Origin of the sequence: Mycetocola zhujimingii (assembly GCF_003065425.1) — a bacterium.
Classification (GTDB): Bacteria; Actinomycetota; Actinomycetes; order Actinomycetales; family Microbacteriaceae; genus Mycetocola_A; species Mycetocola_A zhujimingii.
Genome location: NZ_CP026949.1, coordinates 1,854,707 through 1,874,510 on the forward strand (window position 1 = coordinate 1,854,707; position 19,804 = coordinate 1,874,510).

17 protein-coding genes are annotated in these 19,804 nt (G+C 64.4%); 5 read left to right on the top strand and 12 right to left on the bottom strand.

The genetic code is table 11. The annotated features are described in order from the left end of the window. Positions 1 to 492, top strand: coding sequence for a Cys-tRNA(Pro) deacylase (gene ybaK, locus C3E77_RS08825; RefSeq protein ID WP_108391300.1), 492 nt, complete (start codon positions 1 to 3; stop codon positions 490 to 492). Here the strand turns inward: ybaK and glgP are convergent. Continuing rightward, positions 489 to 3,059, bottom strand: coding sequence for an alpha-glucan family phosphorylase (glgP, locus tag C3E77_RS08830; protein ID WP_108391301.1), 2,571 nt, complete (start codon positions 3,057 to 3,059; stop codon positions 489 to 491). The genes ybaK and glgP overlap by 4 nt on opposite strands. A gap of 112 nt (positions 3,060 to 3,171) precedes the next feature. On the opposite strand from glgP, the gene C3E77_RS08835 reads away from it, so the two are divergent. Both C3E77_RS08835 and glgB read left to right on the top strand, forming a co-directional pair. Then, positions 3,172 to 5,238 (top strand): alpha-1,4-glucan--maltose-1-phosphate maltosyltransferase, encoded by a 2,067-nt coding sequence (locus C3E77_RS08835; RefSeq protein ID WP_418288040.1) that lies wholly within the window; start codon positions 3,172 to 3,174, stop codon positions 5,236 to 5,238. A 275-nt stretch (positions 5,239 to 5,513) separates the two neighbouring features. Next, positions 5,514 to 7,733: a 1,4-alpha-glucan branching protein GlgB gene (gene glgB, locus C3E77_RS08840; protein ID WP_234031351.1), complete on the top strand. Its 2,220-nt coding sequence runs from the start codon at positions 5,514 to 5,516 to the stop codon at positions 7,731 to 7,733. 311 nt (positions 7,734 to 8,044) lie between these two features. On the opposite strand, the gene C3E77_RS08845 is transcribed toward glgB, so the two are convergent. Then, a complete protein-coding gene (locus tag C3E77_RS08845) occupies positions 8,045 to 9,028 on the bottom strand; it encodes a tetratricopeptide repeat protein (RefSeq protein WP_198412132.1) in 984 nt (327 codons plus the stop codon). Beyond that, positions 9,025 to 10,854: a DUF8094 domain-containing protein gene (locus tag C3E77_RS08850; RefSeq protein ID WP_108391303.1), complete on the bottom strand. Its 1,830-nt coding sequence runs from the start codon at positions 10,852 to 10,854 to the stop codon at positions 9,025 to 9,027. The genes C3E77_RS08845 and C3E77_RS08850 overlap by 4 nt, the downstream gene beginning before the upstream one ends. A gap of 192 nt (positions 10,855 to 11,046) precedes the next feature. Between C3E77_RS08850 and C3E77_RS08855 the strand changes: the two genes are divergently transcribed. Next, positions 11,047 to 12,093: an AI-2E family transporter gene (locus tag C3E77_RS08855; protein ID WP_108391304.1), complete on the top strand. Its 1,047-nt coding sequence runs from the start codon at positions 11,047 to 11,049 to the stop codon at positions 12,091 to 12,093. 77 nt (positions 12,094 to 12,170) lie between these two features. Here the strand turns inward: C3E77_RS08855 and C3E77_RS08860 are convergent, their stop codons facing one another. From C3E77_RS08860 to rpsB, 9 genes are all read right to left on the bottom strand, one after another. Further along, the gene (locus tag C3E77_RS08860) at positions 12,171 to 12,899 is read right to left on the bottom strand and encodes an alpha/beta hydrolase (RefSeq protein ID WP_162924960.1); all 729 of its coding nucleotides are present in this window, start codon (positions 12,897 to 12,899) and stop codon (positions 12,171 to 12,173) included. Positions 12,900 to 12,908: 9 nt separating this feature from the next. Beyond that, on the bottom strand, positions 12,909 to 13,208 hold the full coding sequence (locus C3E77_RS08865) for an Rv1322 family protein (protein WP_108391305.1): 300 nt from the start codon (positions 13,206 to 13,208) through the stop codon (positions 12,909 to 12,911). A 45-nt stretch (positions 13,209 to 13,253) separates the two neighbouring features. Beyond that, a complete protein-coding gene (locus tag C3E77_RS08870) occupies positions 13,254 to 13,970 on the bottom strand; it encodes an aggregation-promoting factor C-terminal-like domain-containing protein (RefSeq protein WP_108391306.1) in 717 nt (238 codons plus the stop codon). Positions 13,971 to 14,022: 52 nt separating this feature from the next. Next, positions 14,023 to 14,574, bottom strand: coding sequence for a DivIVA domain-containing protein (locus tag C3E77_RS08875; RefSeq protein ID WP_108391307.1), 552 nt, complete (start codon positions 14,572 to 14,574; stop codon positions 14,023 to 14,025). Positions 14,575 to 14,621: 47 nt separating this feature from the next. Next, positions 14,622 to 15,623: a phosphatidate cytidylyltransferase gene (locus C3E77_RS08880; protein ID WP_108391308.1), complete on the bottom strand. Its 1,002-nt coding sequence runs from the start codon at positions 15,621 to 15,623 to the stop codon at positions 14,622 to 14,624. Between the two features lie 33 nt (positions 15,624 to 15,656). Then, on the bottom strand, positions 15,657 to 16,211 hold the full coding sequence (gene frr, locus C3E77_RS08885; protein WP_108391309.1) for a ribosome recycling factor: 555 nt from the start codon (positions 16,209 to 16,211) through the stop codon (positions 15,657 to 15,659). Positions 16,212 to 16,287: 76 nt separating this feature from the next. After that, the gene (pyrH, locus tag C3E77_RS08890; protein ID WP_108391310.1) at positions 16,288 to 17,004 is read right to left on the bottom strand and encodes a UMP kinase; all 717 of its coding nucleotides are present in this window, start codon (positions 17,002 to 17,004) and stop codon (positions 16,288 to 16,290) included. A gap of 110 nt (positions 17,005 to 17,114) precedes the next feature. Beyond that, a complete protein-coding gene (gene tsf / locus C3E77_RS08895) occupies positions 17,115 to 17,942 on the bottom strand; it encodes a translation elongation factor Ts (RefSeq protein WP_108391311.1) in 828 nt (275 codons plus the stop codon). A 24-nt stretch (positions 17,943 to 17,966) separates the two neighbouring features. Further along, positions 17,967 to 18,944 (bottom strand): 30S ribosomal protein S2, encoded by a 978-nt coding sequence (gene rpsB / locus C3E77_RS08900; protein WP_108391312.1) that lies wholly within the window; start codon positions 18,942 to 18,944, stop codon positions 17,967 to 17,969. A gap of 303 nt (positions 18,945 to 19,247) precedes the next feature. Here rpsB and C3E77_RS08905 point away from each other — a divergent pair, with 303 nt between their 5' ends. Then, positions 19,248 to 19,802 carry a M23 family metallopeptidase gene (locus C3E77_RS08905; protein WP_108391313.1) on the top strand — a complete coding sequence of 185 codons (555 nt, stop codon included), beginning with the start codon at positions 19,248 to 19,250 and terminating at the stop codon, positions 19,800 to 19,802. Positions 19,803 to 19,804 lie beyond the last annotated feature (2 nt).

Here is a 19,804-nt window from a genome sequence, read left to right on the forward strand (position 1 = left end):
GTGGCCCGCAAGGAGAAATCAGCACAGACGCCGGCGACGGCGATGCTTCTCGCCAGGGGCATCCCATTCGCGCCGCATCCGTATGAGCATGACCCCGCAGCCGCCGGGTACGGCCTCGAAGCGGCCACCGCGCTCGGGGTTCCACCGACGCGGGTTTTCAAGACGCTGCTCGCAGACGTCGACGGTTCTCTCGTTGTCGCCGTCGTTCCCGTCGCCGCTCAACTCGACCTCAAAGCGCTCGCCGCTGCCGTCGGGGGCAAGAAGGCCGCGATGGCCGATCCCCGGCTCGCCGAACGCAAGACCGGTTACGTCGTCGGCGGAATCAGTCCGATCGGCCAGAAGACACGACTCGCCACGGTGATTGACGCGTCCGCCGCCACCCATGAGACGGTTTTCGTCTCGGGCGGGCGGCGAGGGTTCGACATTGAACTCGCCCCAGACGACCTGGTCTCCGTCACGCACGGTGAGTACAGGGCGATTGCCCGGACCTAGCTGGCGGTACTGATCAAGCCGAGTTCTGCCGGGCTCGCGAGCAGGTCGTTCTTCGGCACGATCCGAACACTGTAGCCAAAGCCGCCTGGCCGCCTGAGCCGTACCGACCCCGTGAAAAGGCTCGTGCCCTCCGACTGGTCAGTCGACCTGTCCGGGTCGAGCTCGATCTCGAGGTCCTGGGTGCGAGTGTCGTGAAGCTCGTCGTCCCCGGTCCTGCTCTGGCCGTAGACGACCTGTACGGCGACGTCGTCTGGGGAGAGCGTGCCGAGGCGAACCGTCGCACGAAGCCGCAGCTCGTCGCCCACCTGGGGTGTCGCGTCGAGTCCGCCGGATTCCACGTGAACGATGCTGACGTCTGGCCACGCCGCGGTGACGCGTCGTTTCCATTCGGCGAGCGCCCTCGCGGCACGATAGCCATCGTGGCGAAGAACAGCCTGGCTCGAATACGCGGGGACGTAGAGTTCAGCGACGTACTGCCGCACCATGCGGTCCGCGGTGAGCCGTGGAGACAGGGTCGCAAGGGTGTGCCTCACGTGTCCGAGCCAGCGCTCGGGGTCACCCGACTCATTCCTCTCGTAGAACAACGGGGCGATCTGGTGCTCGATCAATTCGTACATGGCGTTTGCCTCGAGCCGGTCCCGCTCGACCGGATCCGTTGTCGCGGCGGACGGGATTGCCCAGCCGTTCTCGCCGTCGAAGAACTCGTCCCACCAGCCGTCGAGAATCGACAGGTTGAGCGTTCCATTGAGTGCCGCTTTCATCCCGCTCGTCCCGCATGCCTCGAACGGCCGAAGCGGATTATTGAGCCAGATGTCTGTGCCCGGGTAAAGCTTTTGCGCCATCGAGATGTCGTAGTCGGGGAGGAACACGATGCGCTGGCGCACCTCGGGGTCGCTCGCGAATTCGACGACCTTCTGGATCAGCCGTTTTCCCTCTTCGTCTGCGGGGTGAGACTTGCCAGCGATGACGATCTGCACCGGGCGGTCGGGGTCGGTGAGGAGCCGCTTCAGCCGGTCGGTGTCATGGAGCATGAGGGTGAGCCGCTTGTAGGTCGGCACCCGCCTCGCAAAACCGATGGTGAGCACATCGGGGTCGAGGATCGTTGAAAGCCAGTTCGGTGCGAGCCCTCCCGGGTTCTGCTCGTTCCACGCCCTGGTCACCCGGCGTCGTGCGTCGGCGACCAGTTCCGCTCTCATGACGTTTCGGGTTTCCCACAGGGCGGAGGTCGACAGCTGGGGGCTGGTCCAGTCGGCGTGCGCGGTCTCCGGGTTACCCCAGGTCGCCTCGGCGAGCGCCGTGAGTTCGGGTGATGTCCAGCTCGGTGCGTGGACACCGTTGGTGATCGACGTAATCGGCACATCGTTCGCGTCGAATCCGGGCCAGAGCGACGAGAACATGCCGCGGCTCACCGAGCCGTGCAGCTTCGACACTCCATTGGCACGCTGCGCGAGGCGAAGACCCATGACGGCCATGTTGAACGCGCCACCCGGCGCTCCGGTTTCGCTCCCGAGCGCGAGGATGTCATCGACCGATACTCCGGGAAGAAGATCGGCGTCGAAGTAGAGCCTCACCAGATCTGAGGAAAACCTGTCAATGCCGGCAGGGACAGGGGTGTGAGTGGTGAAGACCGTTCCGGCCCGAACGGTCTGGAGGGCTTCGTCGAAGCTGAGACCGCCACGAATCAGGTCGCCGATACGCTCGAGCCCGAGGAAACCGGCGTGTCCCTCGTTGCTGTGGAACACATCGGGCTGACCGACTCCGGTCTGCTCGGTCCAGGCACGGATGGCTCGCACGCCGCCGATGCCCAGGAGGAGTTCCTGCTGCAGCCTGTGCTCCTCTGAACCGCCGTACAGACGGTCGGTAACCCGGCTGAGGTCGTCGGTGTTCTCCGGAATGTCTGTGTCGAGCAGCAGCAGTGTCACCCGTCCAACCGCGGCGACCCAGACCCGAGCGCTCAGGACCCGATCGTCGGGGAGGCTCAGGGTGATCACAACGGGGCTCGAGTCCGGCTGGCGCAGCACCCGCAGCGGGAGGCCGTCAGGGTCGAGAACCGGATACGTCTCCTGCTGCCAGCCGTCAGGCGACAGGGACTGGCTGAAGTAACCCGCCCGGTAGAAGAGTCCGACGGCAACGAGCGGCACGCCAAGGTCGGACGCGCTCTTGAGGTGGTCGCCCGCAAGGATGCCCAGTCCGCCCGAATACTGCGGCAGTGCGGCGGCGATGCCGTACTCAGGCGAGAAGTAGGCGATCAGTCCAGGCTTTTCTCCCTCGAGCTCCTGGTACCAGCGCGGCTCGTGCAGGTACCGCTCAAGATCGTCCCTGAGCGTGTTCGCCCGGTGCACGAACGCGTCGTCTGCGGCCAGTTCGTCGATGCGATCCTGGCTGATCTCTCCGAACAGGCTCATCGGATCATGCTGGTAATCCCGCCACGCTCCCGGCGAGATCTCGGAGAACAACTGTTGCGTGGGCAGATGCCATGCCCAGCGCAGGTTTCCCACGAGCGCTTCGAGCGCGGCGAGCCGCTCTGGCAGTGCCGGACGTACGGTAAATCGTCGAATAGCCTTCACGCGTTCAGCCTAGGCGCGCGGGCACGTGTGGCGTTAGCGGTCGGCCCTATTAGCTCGTGGCGGTTTGGTCAAGGCTCCTCGTCGATCGCGTATTCGCGGTACGGTCGGGGGTGTGGCGAAGAAAGTATCCAGCGCGGCGGCGGCGACAGCCCCGACTGCAGCAGACGTTAAATCCATAGCTCCCGTGTCCCGGATCGGACGCATCCCCGTTCTCGGAGTCTCCCCTGTCGTCTCGTGTGGCCGGTGGCCGGCACGAGGCTTCGTCGGCGAAGTCATACCGTTCGAGGCAACGGCGTTCCGCGAAGGTCACGACAGCATCGGGGTGGAGCTGTTGCTCACCGATCCTTCCGGGCGCACGACACGGCATCCGATGCATCTCGTAACCGTCGGACTCGACGACTACTCCGCACTTGCGCAGGTCACCGCGCAGGGAACGTGGACGTTCCGCGTACGTGCCTACGCCGATGAGTGGGCGACCTGGCAGCACAACGCCGAGATCAAGATTCCCGCCGGCATCGACGTCGAGCTCATGTACACCATGGGTGCCGAGTTGCTCGTCGGTGCTGCGAAAGACAAGAACCGCCCGGTGCGCGAGCGCGATGCACTCGCCAGGGCGGCTGAGCTCCTGCTCGACACCTCGATCGATGACGCTGCGCGGTTTGCTGTGCTCTCCGACCCGGAGATCGAACGCATCGTCAAGGTTCGCCCGATCAGCGGCATTGCGAGCGAATCGGAGACCGCCGAGATCCGGGTGGAGCGTTCCAGGGCCGGACTCGGTTCCTGGTACGAGTTCTTCCCCCGCTCGGAAGGCGCGAAGCAGCGCGAGGACGGCTCGTGGCAGTCTGGCACGTTCAGGACCGCCGCCAACCGCCTTGGACCCGTCGCCGACATGGGGTTCGATGTCGTCTACCTGCCCCCGATCCACCCCATCGGCACGTCGTTCCGCAAGGGCCCCAACAACTCACTCACCCCGGGTGAGCACGACCCGGGTTCGCCGTGGGCCATCGGATCGCCCGCGGGCGGACACGACGCCATCCACCCTGACCTCGGCACCGTCGACGACTTCACCTGGTTCATCAAGCAGGCAGCGCGTCACAATCTCGAGATCGCCATCGACCTCGCGCTCCAGGCCTCGCCAGACCACCCCTGGGTGACCACTCACCCCGAGTGGTTCACGACTCTGCCCGACGGATCAATCGCGTACGCGGAGAACCCGCCGAAGAAGTACCAGGACATCTACCCGGTCAACTTCGACAACGACCCCGAGGGCATCCGCGCCGAAGTCCTCCGCATCGTCCGTTACTGGATTTCGCTCGGCGTGAAGATCTTCCGCGTCGACAACCCGCACACCAAGCCCGTCGAGTTCTGGGAGTGGCTGATCGCGACGGTCAACGCCGAGAGCCCGGATGTCGTCTTCCTCGCGGAGGCGTTCACCCGCCCGGCGATGATGCAGGCGCTCGCCCGTGTCGGGTTCCAGCAGAGCTACACGTACTTCACGTGGCGCAACACGAAGGAAGAACTCGAGGAGTTCTTCACGAGCATCTCCAGCGAGACCGCCGACTTCCTGCGCCCCAACCTCTTCGTGAACACGCCGGACATCCTCACCGAGTACCTCCAGTTCGGCGGACCGGCCGCGTTCACCATCCGCGCTGCCCTCGCCGCGACCGCCGCTCCGACCTGGGGCGTCTACTCCGGATTCGAGCTGTTCGAGAACGTCGCGCGGCCCGGCTCAGAGGAGAACATCGACAACGAGAAGTACGAGTACAAGCCTCGCGACTTCGACGCAGCCGATGCGGCAGGAAAATCGCTCTCGGTCTACATCGGGATGCTGAACAAAATCCGCCGGGCGCACCCTGCGCTGCAGCAGCTGCGGAACCTCACCCTGCACTCGAGCAACGACGATTCCATCCTCGTGTACAGCAAGCACCTCGACGGTGCTTTCACACCGTCCGGTGCCGCCGACACGATCCTCGTTGTCGCCAATGTCGATCCGCACTCGGTGCGGGAGACCATGGTGCACCTCGACACGACGGCATTCGGCATCGCGCCGGGAACGCCGTTCCGCGTCACCGACCTCATCACGGGCAACGCCTGGGAATGGGGAACCGACAACTTTGTCCGACTCGACGCCTTTGTCGAACCGGTACACATTTTCCACGTTGAGGAGCTCAACAAGTGACAGACCCGAACACGCCGACACCGAAGACGCCGGTCCCCCCGGTAACGCCGAAGACGCCCGCAACACCGGCAACACCGGCGACGCCCGAACGTCAGGCGGCGCCGACGACCCCGGTCACCTCGGCGCCTGCAACCCGGAACCCGCTGAACGCGGATACCCCGTCGACGACGGATGCCACACCACCGAAATCGGACGCCAGCACGTCGAAGGCGGATGCCACCCCGCCGAAGCCCGATGCCGTCACGGGCACACCCACGCCATCGACCGCTGACGTTGTGCCGCCCAAGGCCGATGCCGGTGCCGATGTCGCGACCCGGGCTGCCGCGCCGGTTCCGGTCCCCGAGACCGACGTCCTTGAGGCGGTCTCTGCCGGTGCTTACCGCGACCCGCACGCGGTCCTTGGACAGCACACGTTCGGCTCTGAGTCGGTCATCCGCGTCCTTCGGCCGTTCGCGTCATCCGTCACCGCGATCCTCTCCGATGGAGAAGAGGTGCAGCTCGAGCACCTCTACGGCGGCATCTGGGCAGGCACGCACTCCAACGGCTTCGCCGATTACCGTGTGCGCGCAACGTACGAGGACGGCGGGGCATGGACCTCAGACGACCCGTACCGCTTCCCGCCGACGATCGGCGAACTCGACCTTCACCTCATCGGTGAGGGCAGGCACGAGGAGCTGTGGCACGCACTCGGTGCCCGCCTCACGACCCACTCCGCCTACGGCGACCCCGTCGAGGGAACAGCGTTCACCGTGTGGGCACCGCACGCTCGCGCCGTCCGGGTCATCGGCGAGTTCAACGGCTGGCACGGCCTGTCCCACGCCATGCGCACCATGGGGCCGACCGGCGTCTGGGAACTCTTCGTCCCTGACGTTGCTGCCGGCGCGAAGTACAAGTTCGAGATTCTGACCGCGAACGGTGAGTGGGTGCAGCGCGCAGACCCGATGGCCAGGTTTACGGAGATCCCGCCGCTCACGGCATCCGTCGTCGGTGAATCGACGCACACCTGGAACGACTCAGCGTGGCTCGAGCGTCGCGCGGGCACAAACCCGCAGGACGGGCCGATGAGCATCTACGAGATGCACCTCGGCTCATGGCGCCCAGGCCTCGGCTACCGCGAAGTTGCCGAGCCATTAATCGAGTACATTCGCGCGCTCGGCTACACCCACGTAGAGTTCATGCCGCTGGCTGAGCACCCGTACGGCGGATCGTGGGGCTACCAGATCAGCGGCTACTACGCGCCGACGAGCCGCTTCGGCCACCCCGACGACCTCAAGTACCTGATCGACCAGCTGCACCAGGCCGGCATCGGCGTACTGATGGACTGGGTTCCAGGACACTTCGCCACCGACGAGTGGGCGCTCGGCCGCTTCGACGGACAGGCTCTCTACGAGCACTCGGATCCGCGCCTCGGCGAGCACAAGGACTGGGGCACGTATATCTTCAACTTCGGCGACAGCCAGGTGCGCAACTTCCTCGTTGCAAACGCGCTGTACTGGCTGGAGGAGTTCCACGTCGACGGTCTTCGCGTCGACGCCGTTGCATCGATGCTCTACCTCGACTACTCGAGGGAAGAGGGCCAGTGGGTGCCCAATGAGCACGGTGGCCGCGAGAACCTCCACGCCATCAGCCTGCTCCAGGAGGCGAATGCGACGGCGTACAAGCGCAACCCCGGCATCGTGATGATCGCCGAGGAGTCGACGAGCTGGCCGGGAGTCACCAGGCCGACGTCGGCTGGCGGACTGGGCTTCGGCATCAAGTGGAACATGGGCTGGATGAACGACACCCTCCAGTACATGAAGGAAGACCCGATGTACCGCCAGTACCACCATGGCGAGCTGACGTTCACCTTCGTCTATGCGTTCAGCGAGAACTTCCTCCTGCCGATCAGCCACGACGAGGTCGTGCACGGCAAGGGATCCCTCCTGACCCGGATGCCGGGAGACCACTGGCAGAAGCTCGCGAACGTTCGTGTGTTCCTCGCCTTCATGTGGGCGCACCCGGGCAAGCAGCTGCTGTTCATGGGACAGGAGTTCGGCCAGCCGTCCGAATGGTCTGAGGCACGCGGTCTCGACTGGTGGATTCTCGACCAGCCTGCGCACCAGGGCCTGTTCAACCTCGTCGGGCAGCTCAACGCCGTCTACAAGGAGAACCCGGCACTCTGGGCGCGCGACAGCGACCCTGAAGGGTTCGAGCTCATCGATGGTGGCGACGCCGAGCACAGCGTGCTGTCGTTCCTGCGCCGCGACCACGACGGCAATGCCATTGCCGTGCTGCTGAACTTCTCCGGCGCTCCCGTCGGCCCTTACCGGGTCGGGCTGCCCGAAGCCGGCGAGTGGGAAGAACTGCTCAACACGGATGCCACGGCCTTCGGCGGCTCCGGAGTCGGCAACATGGGTTCCGTCACGGCCACGGACACCCCGTGGGCGGGGCGTCCCGCCTCCGCCGAGGTGACACTGCCTCCGCTCGGGAGCATCTGGCTGCGCCTGCGCCGCTAGGCCCCTGAGCCCCTGCATCGCGCCTCGCGCTGGTCCCCGTGACCGGCGCGGGGCGCGTTGTCGTTGGGCTCGGCGCCGCGAGAGCATCACTTGCGGTCGAAAGCACCACTTCCGCGGGATGTTCTCGACCGGAACTGATGCGCTCGCGCTGAAGAAGCACGCCCCAGCCGCCGGCCCACGCTGCCGATGCAGTGCGTGGCCCCCACGCGAAAACACCCGCCCCGGTCGAGAACACCCGTTATAACGGGTGAACTCGACCGGAACGGGTGTTCTCGGTGAGGCTGGCTCTGTAGCCGACTACTGGAGCCGGCTTAGTAGAGCAGGTTCGTCAGACGTGCCCTGGCCTGACCGACACGCGGGTCGGTCACACCGACGACCTCGAACAGGTCGAGCAACCGCGTACGAATGATCGTGCGGTCCTCGGGTCCCGCTGCCTCAAAGAGGGTGAGAAGCCGATCGAAAGCATCCTCGACGTGGCCTCCAGACAGGTCAAGGTCCGCCACATCGAGCTGCGCGTCCAGATCATTGGGTTGCGCGGCGCCCGCGGAGCGGATCTCTTCGATCGTCTTGCCGTTGAGCCGGTGAAGCAGGCTTACCTGAGCCAGACCGGCGACGGCCATCTTGTCGAGGGGGTTTTGAGCGATCGCCTTCGAGTATGCGGCCATCGCGCGCGGGTAGTCCCCCGCCTCGATCGCGTCGTACGCCTCGGCGTGCAGAGGCGGAAGCGGGGGCTCAACGGGCTCGGCTTCCTCGACCGGCTCGCCGGCAACAACGGCGACAGAGCTGACGCCCGTCTGTTCTGCTGCCTGGAGCACCTGCTCGAAGATCGCGCGGACCTGCTGCTCGGGAATGGCGCCGGTGAACAGCTGCAGCGGGCGACCACCGATGAGCGCGACGACTGCCGGGATCGACTGTGCCTGGAACGCCTGCGCCAGCTGCGGGTTCGCATCGACGTCGACCTTGACGAGAAGGAGGCGTCCTCCATACTCGGCGGTGAGCTTCTCGAGCACCGGCGACAGCTGCTTGCACGGTCCGCACCATTCGGCCCACAGGTCGACGATGACGGGAACCTGCTGAGAAATTTCGAGGAACTGGGCGAAGTTCACGTCGGTGCCGTCGAGCACGAGCGCGGGAACGTTCACGCCGCCCCCTTCGCCCTGAGCCGCGACGGGGGCACCTGGCGCTGCGGGCGCCGCGGTTCCGGGCGCTGGACGGTTCACGAGGCTCGACAGGTCGACAGCACCGCGGAGTGCCGCACTGTTCAGGGGCGACGGCCCTGGCTGGACCCCGCTCACGGCAGCTGCACCGCGGCCGTCAGGCTCTGGCTGAAGCCGAGCAACCTGATCTGGTCGGTGCTCCCGGCCGGGGGAACATAGAACAAAAGCTGGTCACCGTAGGTCGATTGCACGCCCTTCTCCGTTTCTGTGATTCCACTCAGCGCGGACACCGCACCTGTCGTCTTAATCTTTGCACCGACCTCGAGTGGTTTGACGACCTCGTTCTCGGCGATATTGACGGAGACGAGGGCTCCTGAGTCGTTGGTCGCAAGCGCGAGCGCCGGTGCGCTGCCCGCCGCGACGGAGAACTCGATCGATGCGGTCGTCGGCAGAGCAGCCTTCTTTGCCTCGCGGTCAGCGGCGATCACTCCCCTGAGCGTGTCGGCGTCGCCGCTGAACAGGGATGTGAATTCGCTGTTGTCCCCGTTCGTGATGACATCGGCGTATGCCGCGGCCAGCTTGTTTGGGGGCAGAAGAAGGAATGCAGAGTCCGGCGGCAACTGGGCGGCGCCGATGGTCGCGGGGGCCACCTCGGGGATCTCGGCCTGCGGCTCAAGGCGCACAGCGTATTCGACGTGGTAGTTCTCACGCGGGCTCGCCTGCACGAGAACCACCGCGGTCGGCGCTGCCGTCGGGTTCTCCTCGTCCTGGACAACGGTCATGACCGTGCGCGGCCAGGTGTCGGTCGCCTGCGGGAGGGTGAGTCCGCCAGGCGAGGACGGAATCGAGGGTGCCGACGCGTACTCGGGGATCTTCGCGCGAATCAGGTAGTTGGCCTTGCGCTCGTCGAGCGCAGGACCGACGAACCGGGTGGCAGCGAGATCGGCATTGAGCGTCTCGTCCGCTTCCGTCGCGGTAGTCGAGATGCGGGCGGTAATGCGCTCGAGCTGGGGCGTCGTCACGGCTGGAGCCGGCTGGTCCTCGGCCTCGAGTTCAATCTCCTCCGTCGGTGTTGCTGACGGAGTCGAGTCGGATGAAAGATCCGGCCAGTACCCGGCGGAGCAACCGCTGAGGGCGAGCGAGGAGACGAGAGCGACCGGGATAAGGGCAACCATCGTCCTCTTCGGTGCCCGCTGGCGGCGGGGGGCGCTTCCGTGCCTCTTGTCTGACTTGTAACGTGATGGCTTCGGCACTTTGGGCATTTTCTCCATCCCGGGTCCGGCTGTGATGCCCTTCCGGCGAGGCCCACGGCTCTTTCGCATGTGGTTGATGCCGAGCAGGTACAGCACGAGACCGGCAATGAGAAGAAGGATGCCGCCGGCAATGAGGGGGCCGGCCCACGGGGTCGCATTGTCGAGCGGCCACGAAATTTCGACGTTGGACGGAGCAGGGTCTGTTCCGTTCGAGGCGATCAGAACGCTGATGTCTTCCGGCACGTTGATCGTTGTGACGACTGCGCCCTCTTCCGAGTGCTCCGCGAGCCAGAGGTCGGAGCCTCGCGGGTCGTCGAGCTCCATCTGCGCGGTGACCTGATCGGGAGTGAGTTCACCGTCCTGCTCCTGTGGGGTGTCTGCGGGCTCAGGCTCGACAACTGCGTCGACGAGTTCACCGCTCTCCTCGTCAAGGGTGAGTTCGTTGTACGACGCGCCTCCAAGCCACGCGAGTACGTCGGCCGTCCGGCCGTACGACACGAAAACCGTGTCGCTTCCGGAGACCGTCAGCGACTGCTGACCTTCCTCGGATACCAGGACGTCTCCGTCGATCACGGTGTACGGAAGTTCGCTGTCCACACTGGTCTCAATGCCATAGGTGGATGGGCCAAGGAACACGGTGCGCTGGGCGATGCCGAGCACAATCATGGTCGCGGCAACCACGAACGCCAGAATAGCGAGTACGAATCGCACTAAATCTCCTTCTCTGCTGCAACCGCACGGGCATTTTCGCTCGAATTATGGTCAGCATCGGGCCGGAAGCAACAGGCACAGACGTTTCAGACTAGCCGAGATCCCTGAGAGGCACCTAGCAGCGACTGGGGCATCGCACACCTCGGCGCCCGACCACTACGATGATGAAATGTTCACCGCGATGGTACCCACGTGAAGATTCAGAACCCGTTCCGGTTCGGCCTCATCGGTACCCTCGGCGTCGGTCTCGGCCTTCTCATCATCCTCTCAATCGTCACGCTGCAGACGATTCTCACGTACATCGGTGCCGCGATCTTCATCGCGCTCGGACTCGACCCGATCATCACCTGGCTCGAGAAGAAGAGGGTTCCGCGGTGGAGTGCCCTCATCGTTGTCATCGTCGGCTTGCTCGCGCTCTTCGCCGGCCTGGTCTGGATGGTGGTCCCCATCATCGTCGACCAGATCTCCGAGCTCATCAGAATCATTCCCGATCTGCAGACGCAGTTTCAGGAGTATCCGCTCGTCGACAACCTCTCTGAGCAGTTCCCCTTCATCGACTTTCAGAAGATCATTACGGACGCCGGCGATTTCCTGACCTCGAACATCACCAACATCGGCAGCGGTGCCATCAAGTTCGCTGTCGCCATCGGGACCGGCCTCTTCGGCGCCCTCATCGTCCTTATCCTGACGATTTATTTCACCGCATCCCTGCCGGCCATCAAGCGGGGCCTCTACCAGCTGGTTCCGGCGACCAGGCGCGAGCGCTTCGCTGACCTCGCCGAGCAGATCACCGACTCGGTCGGCCGTTATGTCATCGGTCAGGTCGGAATCGCCGCGTGCAGCGGCATCCTGACCTTTATCTTCCTGTCGGTCATCAAGGGTCCGTTCCCGCCGGTGCTCGCGTGCGTCGCATTTTTCTTCTCGATGATTCCGCTCGTCGGCACGCTGACCGGTTCGATTATCATCACGCTCGTCTGCCTGATCCCCGGACTCGGCTCACCGCTGACCGCTCTCGTTGCCGCGATCTACTACCTGATCTACATGCAGGTTGAGGCCTATATCCTCAGCCCGAACATTATGAGGCGTGCGGTCAGTGTGCCGGGCGCGGTCGTCGTGATCGCCGCACTCGCCGGTGGTTCTCTGCTTGGGCTTCTCGGCGCGCTCATCGCTATCCCGACAGCAGCCTCGATACTGCTGATCATCAAACAGGTGGTCATTCCACGCCAGAACGAGCTGTGAGTCAGAACGAGCGGTAGCCACGGTACGAGCGCCGCGGGACAATCGCCGCATGAGCACTCGCTCACCGCGAGCGGGACTCAGGCCTCGGCGACGTCCCACTCGTTAGGGAGCGGAAGCGCTGCGGGGTTCACAGCCTTGACGATCTCGGTGAGCACGCGGCGGGTTTGCGTCTCACCAACCCACAGGTGCTTTCCGCCCTCGACCGCGATCAGCACGGCGTTCGGAACGCCGGAGAACCGCGCTGTCGCCTCATCGGGGCGGAGATAGTCGTCGAATTCAGGAATTACGGCGATCACGGTGCGGGGGTCGTCCCGCCATGCGTCAAGCTCAGCCTGTGTCGCACGGTGAAGCGGCGGCGACAACAGGATGACGCCATCCACCGGGTGGTCCCTGCCGTACTTGATGATGATCTCGGTTCCGAATGACCAGCCGACGAGCCAGGGCCGGGGCAGTCCCCTGGCGGTGACGAAGTCCATGGCCGCCCTGAGATCCAGTTCCTCCGTGACTCCGTCGCCGAACTCGCCGTCGCTTGTCCCCCGCTCGGAGCTGGTACCCCGCGTGTTGAACCTGAGCACGGCGAGATCGGCCATGGCGGGAAGTCTGGCCGCAGCCTTCCGGAGGATATGGGAGTCCATGAAACCGCCAGCGGTCGGCAGCGGATGGAGCGTGACCAGTGTCGCGACCGGTGGCCGGTCGGCGGGGACAGCGAGCTCGCCGACGAGGGTGAGCCCGTCATCCGTGGTCAACGTGATTTCTTCACGCACGGCGGGCAGTACGGTGCCGCCGCGCACCTCGATGTGGGTCATGGGTTCCGTTCAGCCGATTCGCCAGCAGTGAGTGTGCCAGTGGCGCCTGGCAGCAAGGTCAGCCTCATCCCCCAGGACGCCGTCGGCCCGCCAGATGACGAGGTGCGGCACCGATGGCTTGATGCCAAGCCCACAGCCCGGGCAGAGGTATTCCTTGACGGCGCGTTCGGCGCTGACCGGCTGGACGAAGAACTCCCGACCACGACGGGACTCCGTGCGCTTCCAGCCCGAGAGCAGGTGTTCGAGGGAATCGCCCTCACCTGTCGACGGTCCGCCTGGCCGCCGCTTCGGACGGTTGCTTCGTGGCATGGGTTCAGTCCAGGCACCGCTTCCGCCGGTCGGCGGACGCTGTGACTAGTACCAGTTCTTGGCCTGCGAGTGGCCCCACGCGCCGCACGGGGTGCCGTAGCGACCGGAAATGTAGCCAAGTCCCCAGGTGATCTGCGTTGCAGGGTTAGTTGCCCAGTCGCTGCCCGCGCTGGACATCTTGCTGCCTGGAAGCGCCTGAGGGATACCGTACGCACCGCTTGACTTGTTTTCCGCGTTGACGCGCCAGCCAGATTCCTTCTTCCACAGCGCAACGAGGCAGGAGAACTGGTCCTCGCCCCAGCCACGCGCAAGCACCATGTCGTGCGCGATTGCCTGTGCGGAACCCGGGTCAGCGTTGACCTTGGGAAGCGGTGCAGCCGGCTTTTTGCCCGGTGCGGTCGCCTTGGCATCCGATTTTGCGTCTTCGGTCTCTTCGGTCTCTTCGGGTTCTTCGACGACGACCGGTTCGGGGATCGGCGCGGCGACGAACTCGTAACCGTCGCGCGTGAACGTGGTCTGGTAAGCGCCGGCGACGGCAAGCGTCTGAGTGCTCTCCCCGTCGTACCGGTCAGCGACCTGGAAGTATGGCGACGCTGTTGCTCCCGAGTACGGGTCGACGACGTTGACGGCTACGACCGAAACCGCGGCGACGAACGAGAAGAAGAACAGCGTGAACGGACTGCGGGACCGGGGTCTCTCAAAGGCCCGCCCGACTCGGGGAGCAGGTACGGAGGACTCGAGTTTCACAGGATGTTTAGCCACGATTTTTCGATTTTAGCCCAGAACGGGGCTCACCGCGAGTTTGAATCGCGATTCACCGGACAGCGAGCATCACATCGACCACACTGTCGAGCAGCAGATCGACCTGTGCTTCGCGGTATCCACCCCGCTGGGCACGGAACACCGCTGTCCTTACGGCGTCGGTGTTGAACGGCACACCACGCTCGAAGTACTCGGTCAGGGCGTCGCACAGAGCGTCGACATCGTCAACGTGGTACCCCTGAGCGAGGGCACTCGTGCGCTGGAAGCGATGTCCAGGCTCACGCGTGATCCGGTTGAGGATCACCTGTGCTGTCTCCCGTGCGGCGCTGAGCCACGCGCCCTTACCCTCGGACGCCAGGGCGCGCTCCCTCTCGCGGAGTGCAAAAGCATCCTCGAGGCGTTCAAGCGCGGCATCGACGTGACTTGTCGAGTATCCGCCGCGGACGAGCGAGAAAGACGTGTGCCTGATATCGGCTGCTGTCAGCGCTTCGCCGTCGTGCTCGTCGGCGTCGTACGCTTCCCTGGCCTTCGCCAGAAAGGCATCGACCTGCGAAGGGTTGTAACCCTTTGTGCGCTTGGCAGCCTGAGGAAAAGTCGTGCTCACCCGTTCATCCTCTCAGCACCGGCGCCCGCGTGCATAACGCGCGAGCACTATGCAGTGATCCCGGTCACGCTGAAGAGCGTGTACATCAGGAGGGCAAGCGGTGCGGATGGCAGCATCGAATCGATCCTGTCGAGGAAGCCCCCGTGCCCGGGCAGCCACGAGCTGATGTCCTTGATGCCGATGTCCCGCTTGATCAGAGATTCGGTCAGGTCGCCGAGCGTTGCGGTGCCGAGAAGGGCCAGCCCGAAGATCACACCGACCCACCAGGGAACGTGCAGCATAAAGATGGCGAGCACGGTGCCCACCACGACCGCGGCGACGCCGGCACCGGCAAACCCTTCCCAGGTCTTCTTCGGGCTGATCTTCGGCGCCATCGGGTGCTTGCCAAATGAAAGTCCACTTGCGTATGCGCCGATGTCCACCGAGATCACGAGGATCAGGAACGCGAGAGTCCACCACTGCCCCTCGGGCTGGGCGACGAGGATGACGGCGAAGCTCGCGAGGAAGGGAACGTAGAGCTGGACGAATATTCCGGTCACAAGGTCACGCAGAACGTTCCTCGCCGATCGCTTGTCCGCCTCGAAGAGCCGCGCCACCAGGCGCCACAGCACAACGAAGACCACTGCCCCGGCGAGAGCTATCCAGCGCCAGGCCGGCTCCGCCAGGAAGCTCACGGCCAGGATGGTCACGCCAGAGATGACTGCGGGGATGATGTCGATGCGCCTGCCGCTCTCGCGGAGCGCACGAACCAGCTCAAAGATGGTGAACGCCATAACGACGCCGCAGAACACAACGAAGATCGCCTTCACGAAAATCAGGCTCGCGATCATGATCAGGCCGAGTGCAAGGCCGAAGACCGTAGCCAGCAGGAGATTCCGGCCAGCACGCGCCTCGATCCGTTCGTTGACCTGGTCGATCTGCGCCCGCGTCGATCGCACCTGGCGTTCGAGTTCCGCCCGACGCGCCCTCAACTGAGCCTGAAGCTCGTCTCGCGACACACGCTTCGACCGAGGGGCCCGTCCCCTTGTTTCGTCACCGGGTTCGGTCATACCGTCACCGTCGTTCGAGAAGCCACTGGCGCCCTAAATCTCGAGCAGTTCGGTCTCTTTGCGCTTCAGAGCCTCGTCGATGGCATCGATGTGGGTCTTCGTGACCTGCTCGAGTTCCTTTTCGGCCCTCGCCACGTCGTCATCGCCGACCTCGCTCTTGAGCGCGTCGAGGTCGTCCTTACCCTTGCGTCGGATGTTGCGGACGGCAACCTTGGCGTCCTCGCCCTTGGTACGCACGATCTTGACGTACTCCTTGCGACGCTCCTGCGTGAGCTCCGGAAGAGTGACCCGGACGATGGTGCCGTCGTTGGTGGGGTTTGCGCCGAGGTTCGGCACGTCGCGGATGGCCTGCTCGATGTCCTTGAGCGCGGTCTTGTCGTACGGGCTGACGATGATCGTGCGTGCCTCGGTGTTGTTGAGCGACGCGAGCTGATCGAGAGGAGTCGGTGTGCCGTAGTAGTTCACGAGGATCTTCTGGAACATCTGGGGGTTTGCACGCCCCGTTCGTACGGTGGCGAAGTCCTCCTTCGCGACCTCGACCGCTTTTCCCATTCGGGTTGTTACGTCTGAGAGAACTTCGGCAATCACGTGCGACTCCTTCTTGTTGCGTGTAGTCGTCCTCCATTCTAGGCGGAGGACTCGAGGTCGGCCGGAGACCGGCGGGTCAGTTGGAGACGAGCGTTCCGATGCCATCGCCGAGGATGGCCTTGGTGACATTGCCCTGCGGCGCCATGCCGAACACCTGCATGGGCATCGCGTTGTCCATGCAGAGGCTGAACGCCGTCGAGTCGACCACCTTGAGTCCCTTTTGGAGGGCTTCCTGGTACGTGATGTGGTCGATGCGAGTCGCACTGGTGTCGACCTTCGGGTCAGCGGTGTAGACGCCGTCCACGCCGTTCTTCGCGAGAAGCACAATGTCTGCGCCGATTTCGAGCGCGCGCTGGGCAGCGACGGTGTCGGTCGAGAAGTACGGCAGCCCTGCCCCTGCGCCGAAGATCACGACCCGGCCCTTCTCGAGGTGACGCTCCGCGCGCCGCGGGATATAAGGCTCAGCAACCTGCGTCATGGAGATCGCCGACTGCACCCGTGTTTCGGCGCCGGCCTGCTCGAGGAAGTCCTGGAGGGCGAGGGCGTTCATCACGGTGCCGAGCATGCCCATGTAGTCGGCGCGACCGCGGTCCATGCCGCGCTGGGACAGCTCAGCCCCACGGAAGAAGTTGCCTCCACCGACAACGATCGCGATCTCGACGGTCTTGGCGGCCTCGGCGATCTCACGGGCGATATTCGAAACGACGTCGGGGTTGACGCCCAGAGACCCCGCCCCGAACGACTCTCCGGAGAGCTTGAGCAGTACCCTGCGCTTCTTCGTGGCTTCAGACATCCGTTGTGCGCCTTTCCTTGGACTTCAGAATTGGGGAGTTTGTGAAAATGTGTGGCTGCACACAAAAGGAGTCCGGATCACGATTGTGATCCGGACTCCTCATGATGTGGTTACGCGCCGACCTTGAAGCGGGCGAAGCCCGTCACTGTCAGGTTCGCGTCGGCAAGAACCTTCTTGACCTGAATCTTGCTGTCGCGTGCGTAGTCCTGCTCGAGCAGGGCAACCTGCTTGAAGAACGCGGTCAGGCGACCCTCGACGATCTTGGGAAGTGCCGCTTCCGGCTTTCCTTCGTTCTTCGAGATCTCGGTGACGATCTCGCGCTCCTTGTCCACAGTCTCAGCCGGAACTTCTTCGCGGGTGAGGTACTGGGGGTCGAACATGGCGATGTGCTGGGCGACTGCGCGAGCAGTCTCAGCGTCATCACCGGTGTAGCTGACGACAACACCGATCTGCGGCGGCAGGTCCTTGCTGGTCTTGTGGAGGTACACAGCGAACTGCTCTCCCGAAACCAGCGCGACGCGGCGCAGCTCGACCTTTTCGCCGAGGATGGCGGCCTGGTCGTTGATCAGGTCGGCAACCGTCTGGTCACCGGCCGGTGCAGCGAGTGCTTCCTCGAGCGAGGATGCACCGGATGCCGCAACAGCTTCCAGGACCTTGTCGGCGAGAGCGACGAACTTGTCGTTCTTCGCGACGAAGTCGGTCTCGCACGCGAGCTCGATCATCGTTGCGGTCGTGCCGTTTTCCTTGACAGCAACGAGACCCTCGCTCGTGGAGCGGTCGGCACGCTTCGCGTTACCCTTTGCTCCCTTGAGACGCAGGATTTCGGTGGCCTTTTCCATGTCACCGTCGGCCTCGACGAGCGCGTTCTTGGTGTCGACCATTCCGGTCCCAAGCTGCTCGCGAAGAGCCTTGATGTCAGCAAGAGCGATGTTTGCCATATTCGTGAAACTCCTCTTTTGCGATTAGTTGTTGTCGGCGACCGGCTGCTTTTCAGCCTCGGTCGCTTCCGCCTCGAGGCGCTCTTCGGTCTTCTCGTCGCTCTCAGGAGCGACGACCTCGACCGGAGCGTCTTCCGGAATTGCTGCGTTCTTCTCGGCTACTTCAGCGTCAGCGTCGTTCTGCTCGACCGGCGCTTCGGTTGCGGCGTCGTCTGCTGCGGGTGCCTCAGCTGCAGCAGCGTCAGCTCCGAGGAGTTCTGCTTCCCATGCGGCCAGCGGCTCGACAGGAGCGTCGCCCTCGACGGGCTTCTGGTGACGCTGGATGAGGCCCTCAGCGGCTGCGTCAGCGATGATGCGCGTGAGCAGGCCAACCGAGCGGATCGCGTCGTCGTTACCCGGGATCGGGTAGGTGACTTCGTCGGGGTCGCAGTTGGTGTCGAGGATGCCGATGACGGGGATACCGAGCTTCTTGGCCTCGTCAATGGCGAGGTGCTCTTTCTTGGTGTCAACAACCCACAGAGCCGACGGCGTCTTGGTGAGGTTGCGGATTCCGCCGAGCGACTTGTGAAGCTTGTCGAGCTCGCGCTTCTTGATGAGCATTTCCTTCTTGGTGAAGCCCGACTTTGCGGTGTCTTCGAAGTCAAGCTCTTCAAGCTCTTTCATGCGAGCGAGACGCTTGGAAACCGTCTGGAAGTTGGTGAGGAGTCCACCGAGCCAGCGCTGGTTGACGTAGGGCTGGCCGACGCGGGTCGCCTGCTCGGCGATCGCTTCCTGTGCCTGCTTCTTGGTACCAACGAAGAGGATGGTTCCACCGTGGGCGACGGTCTCCTTGACGAAGTCGTATGCCTTGTCGATGAATCCAAGCGACTGCTGGAGGTCGATGATGTAGATGCCGGAACGCTCGGTGAAGATGAAGCGCTTCATCTTCGGGTTCCAACGGCGGGTCTGGTGCCCGAAGTGCACGCCGCTGTCGAGCAGCTGGCGAATGGTTACGACGGCCATGAGCCGTTCTCCTATTCTGACGCGCCCGGATGCCGGGCGAGCGTCTGTCGGTTGTCAGTGCGGCCGAGTGGCCGCTCCTCCTGGTGCCCGGCGCACGTCCGCCCTGTCGTATTTCACGAGAGAGACCGATTGGAAGTGGGAGCCGAATGGGCACGCGTAGTCACCCCGACATGCGAGGTGCTCCGAATATCTTAGCAGTACGGGGTAGCCCCCAGCGTCCCGAACACCGGGGTTCACCCGGCGCGTTTGGCACAGAACCCGGTGCGGCATCCGGTTTGGTTGCACGACAGGCAGTCTTGGTGGATGACCGGTCGATCATCCCGTCTGTATGGCCTCGCCCTCGCGGGGTGCTGTGTCGCCGTCATCCTCGCCGCGCCGAGTGCCGCGGCGGCTCCGTTTCCAGCAGCGCCGTTTGCCGAGACCGCTCCCCACGCCGCGACCCGGGCAGGCAGCTGGCTGTGGCCGGTGTCAGCGGCCCCTGCGGTGCTTCGCCAGTTCGAAGCCCCGGCAACCCGATACTCAGCCGGGCACCGCGGAATGGACCTCACCGCACCAAACGGCACGCCGGTCGTGGCACCGGCGGACGGGTTGGTGAGCTTCTCTGGGACTGTGGTCGACCGACCCGTGCTGTCGATCACCTATCCCGGAGGGCTGGTATCGAGCATCGAGCCCGTCCTCGCCACGGTTGCCGAGGGCGACCAGGTTCTTGCCGGAGCCGTCATCGGCGCCGTGGCCTCCGGGGGTCACTGCTCCGATTCGTGTGCGCATTTCGGCGTCCGTCTCCACGGCGAGTACGTGAACCCGCTCGCACTGCTCGAGTCGCTCCAGCGGGCGGTGCTCCTTCCGCTGGAGCGCTGATC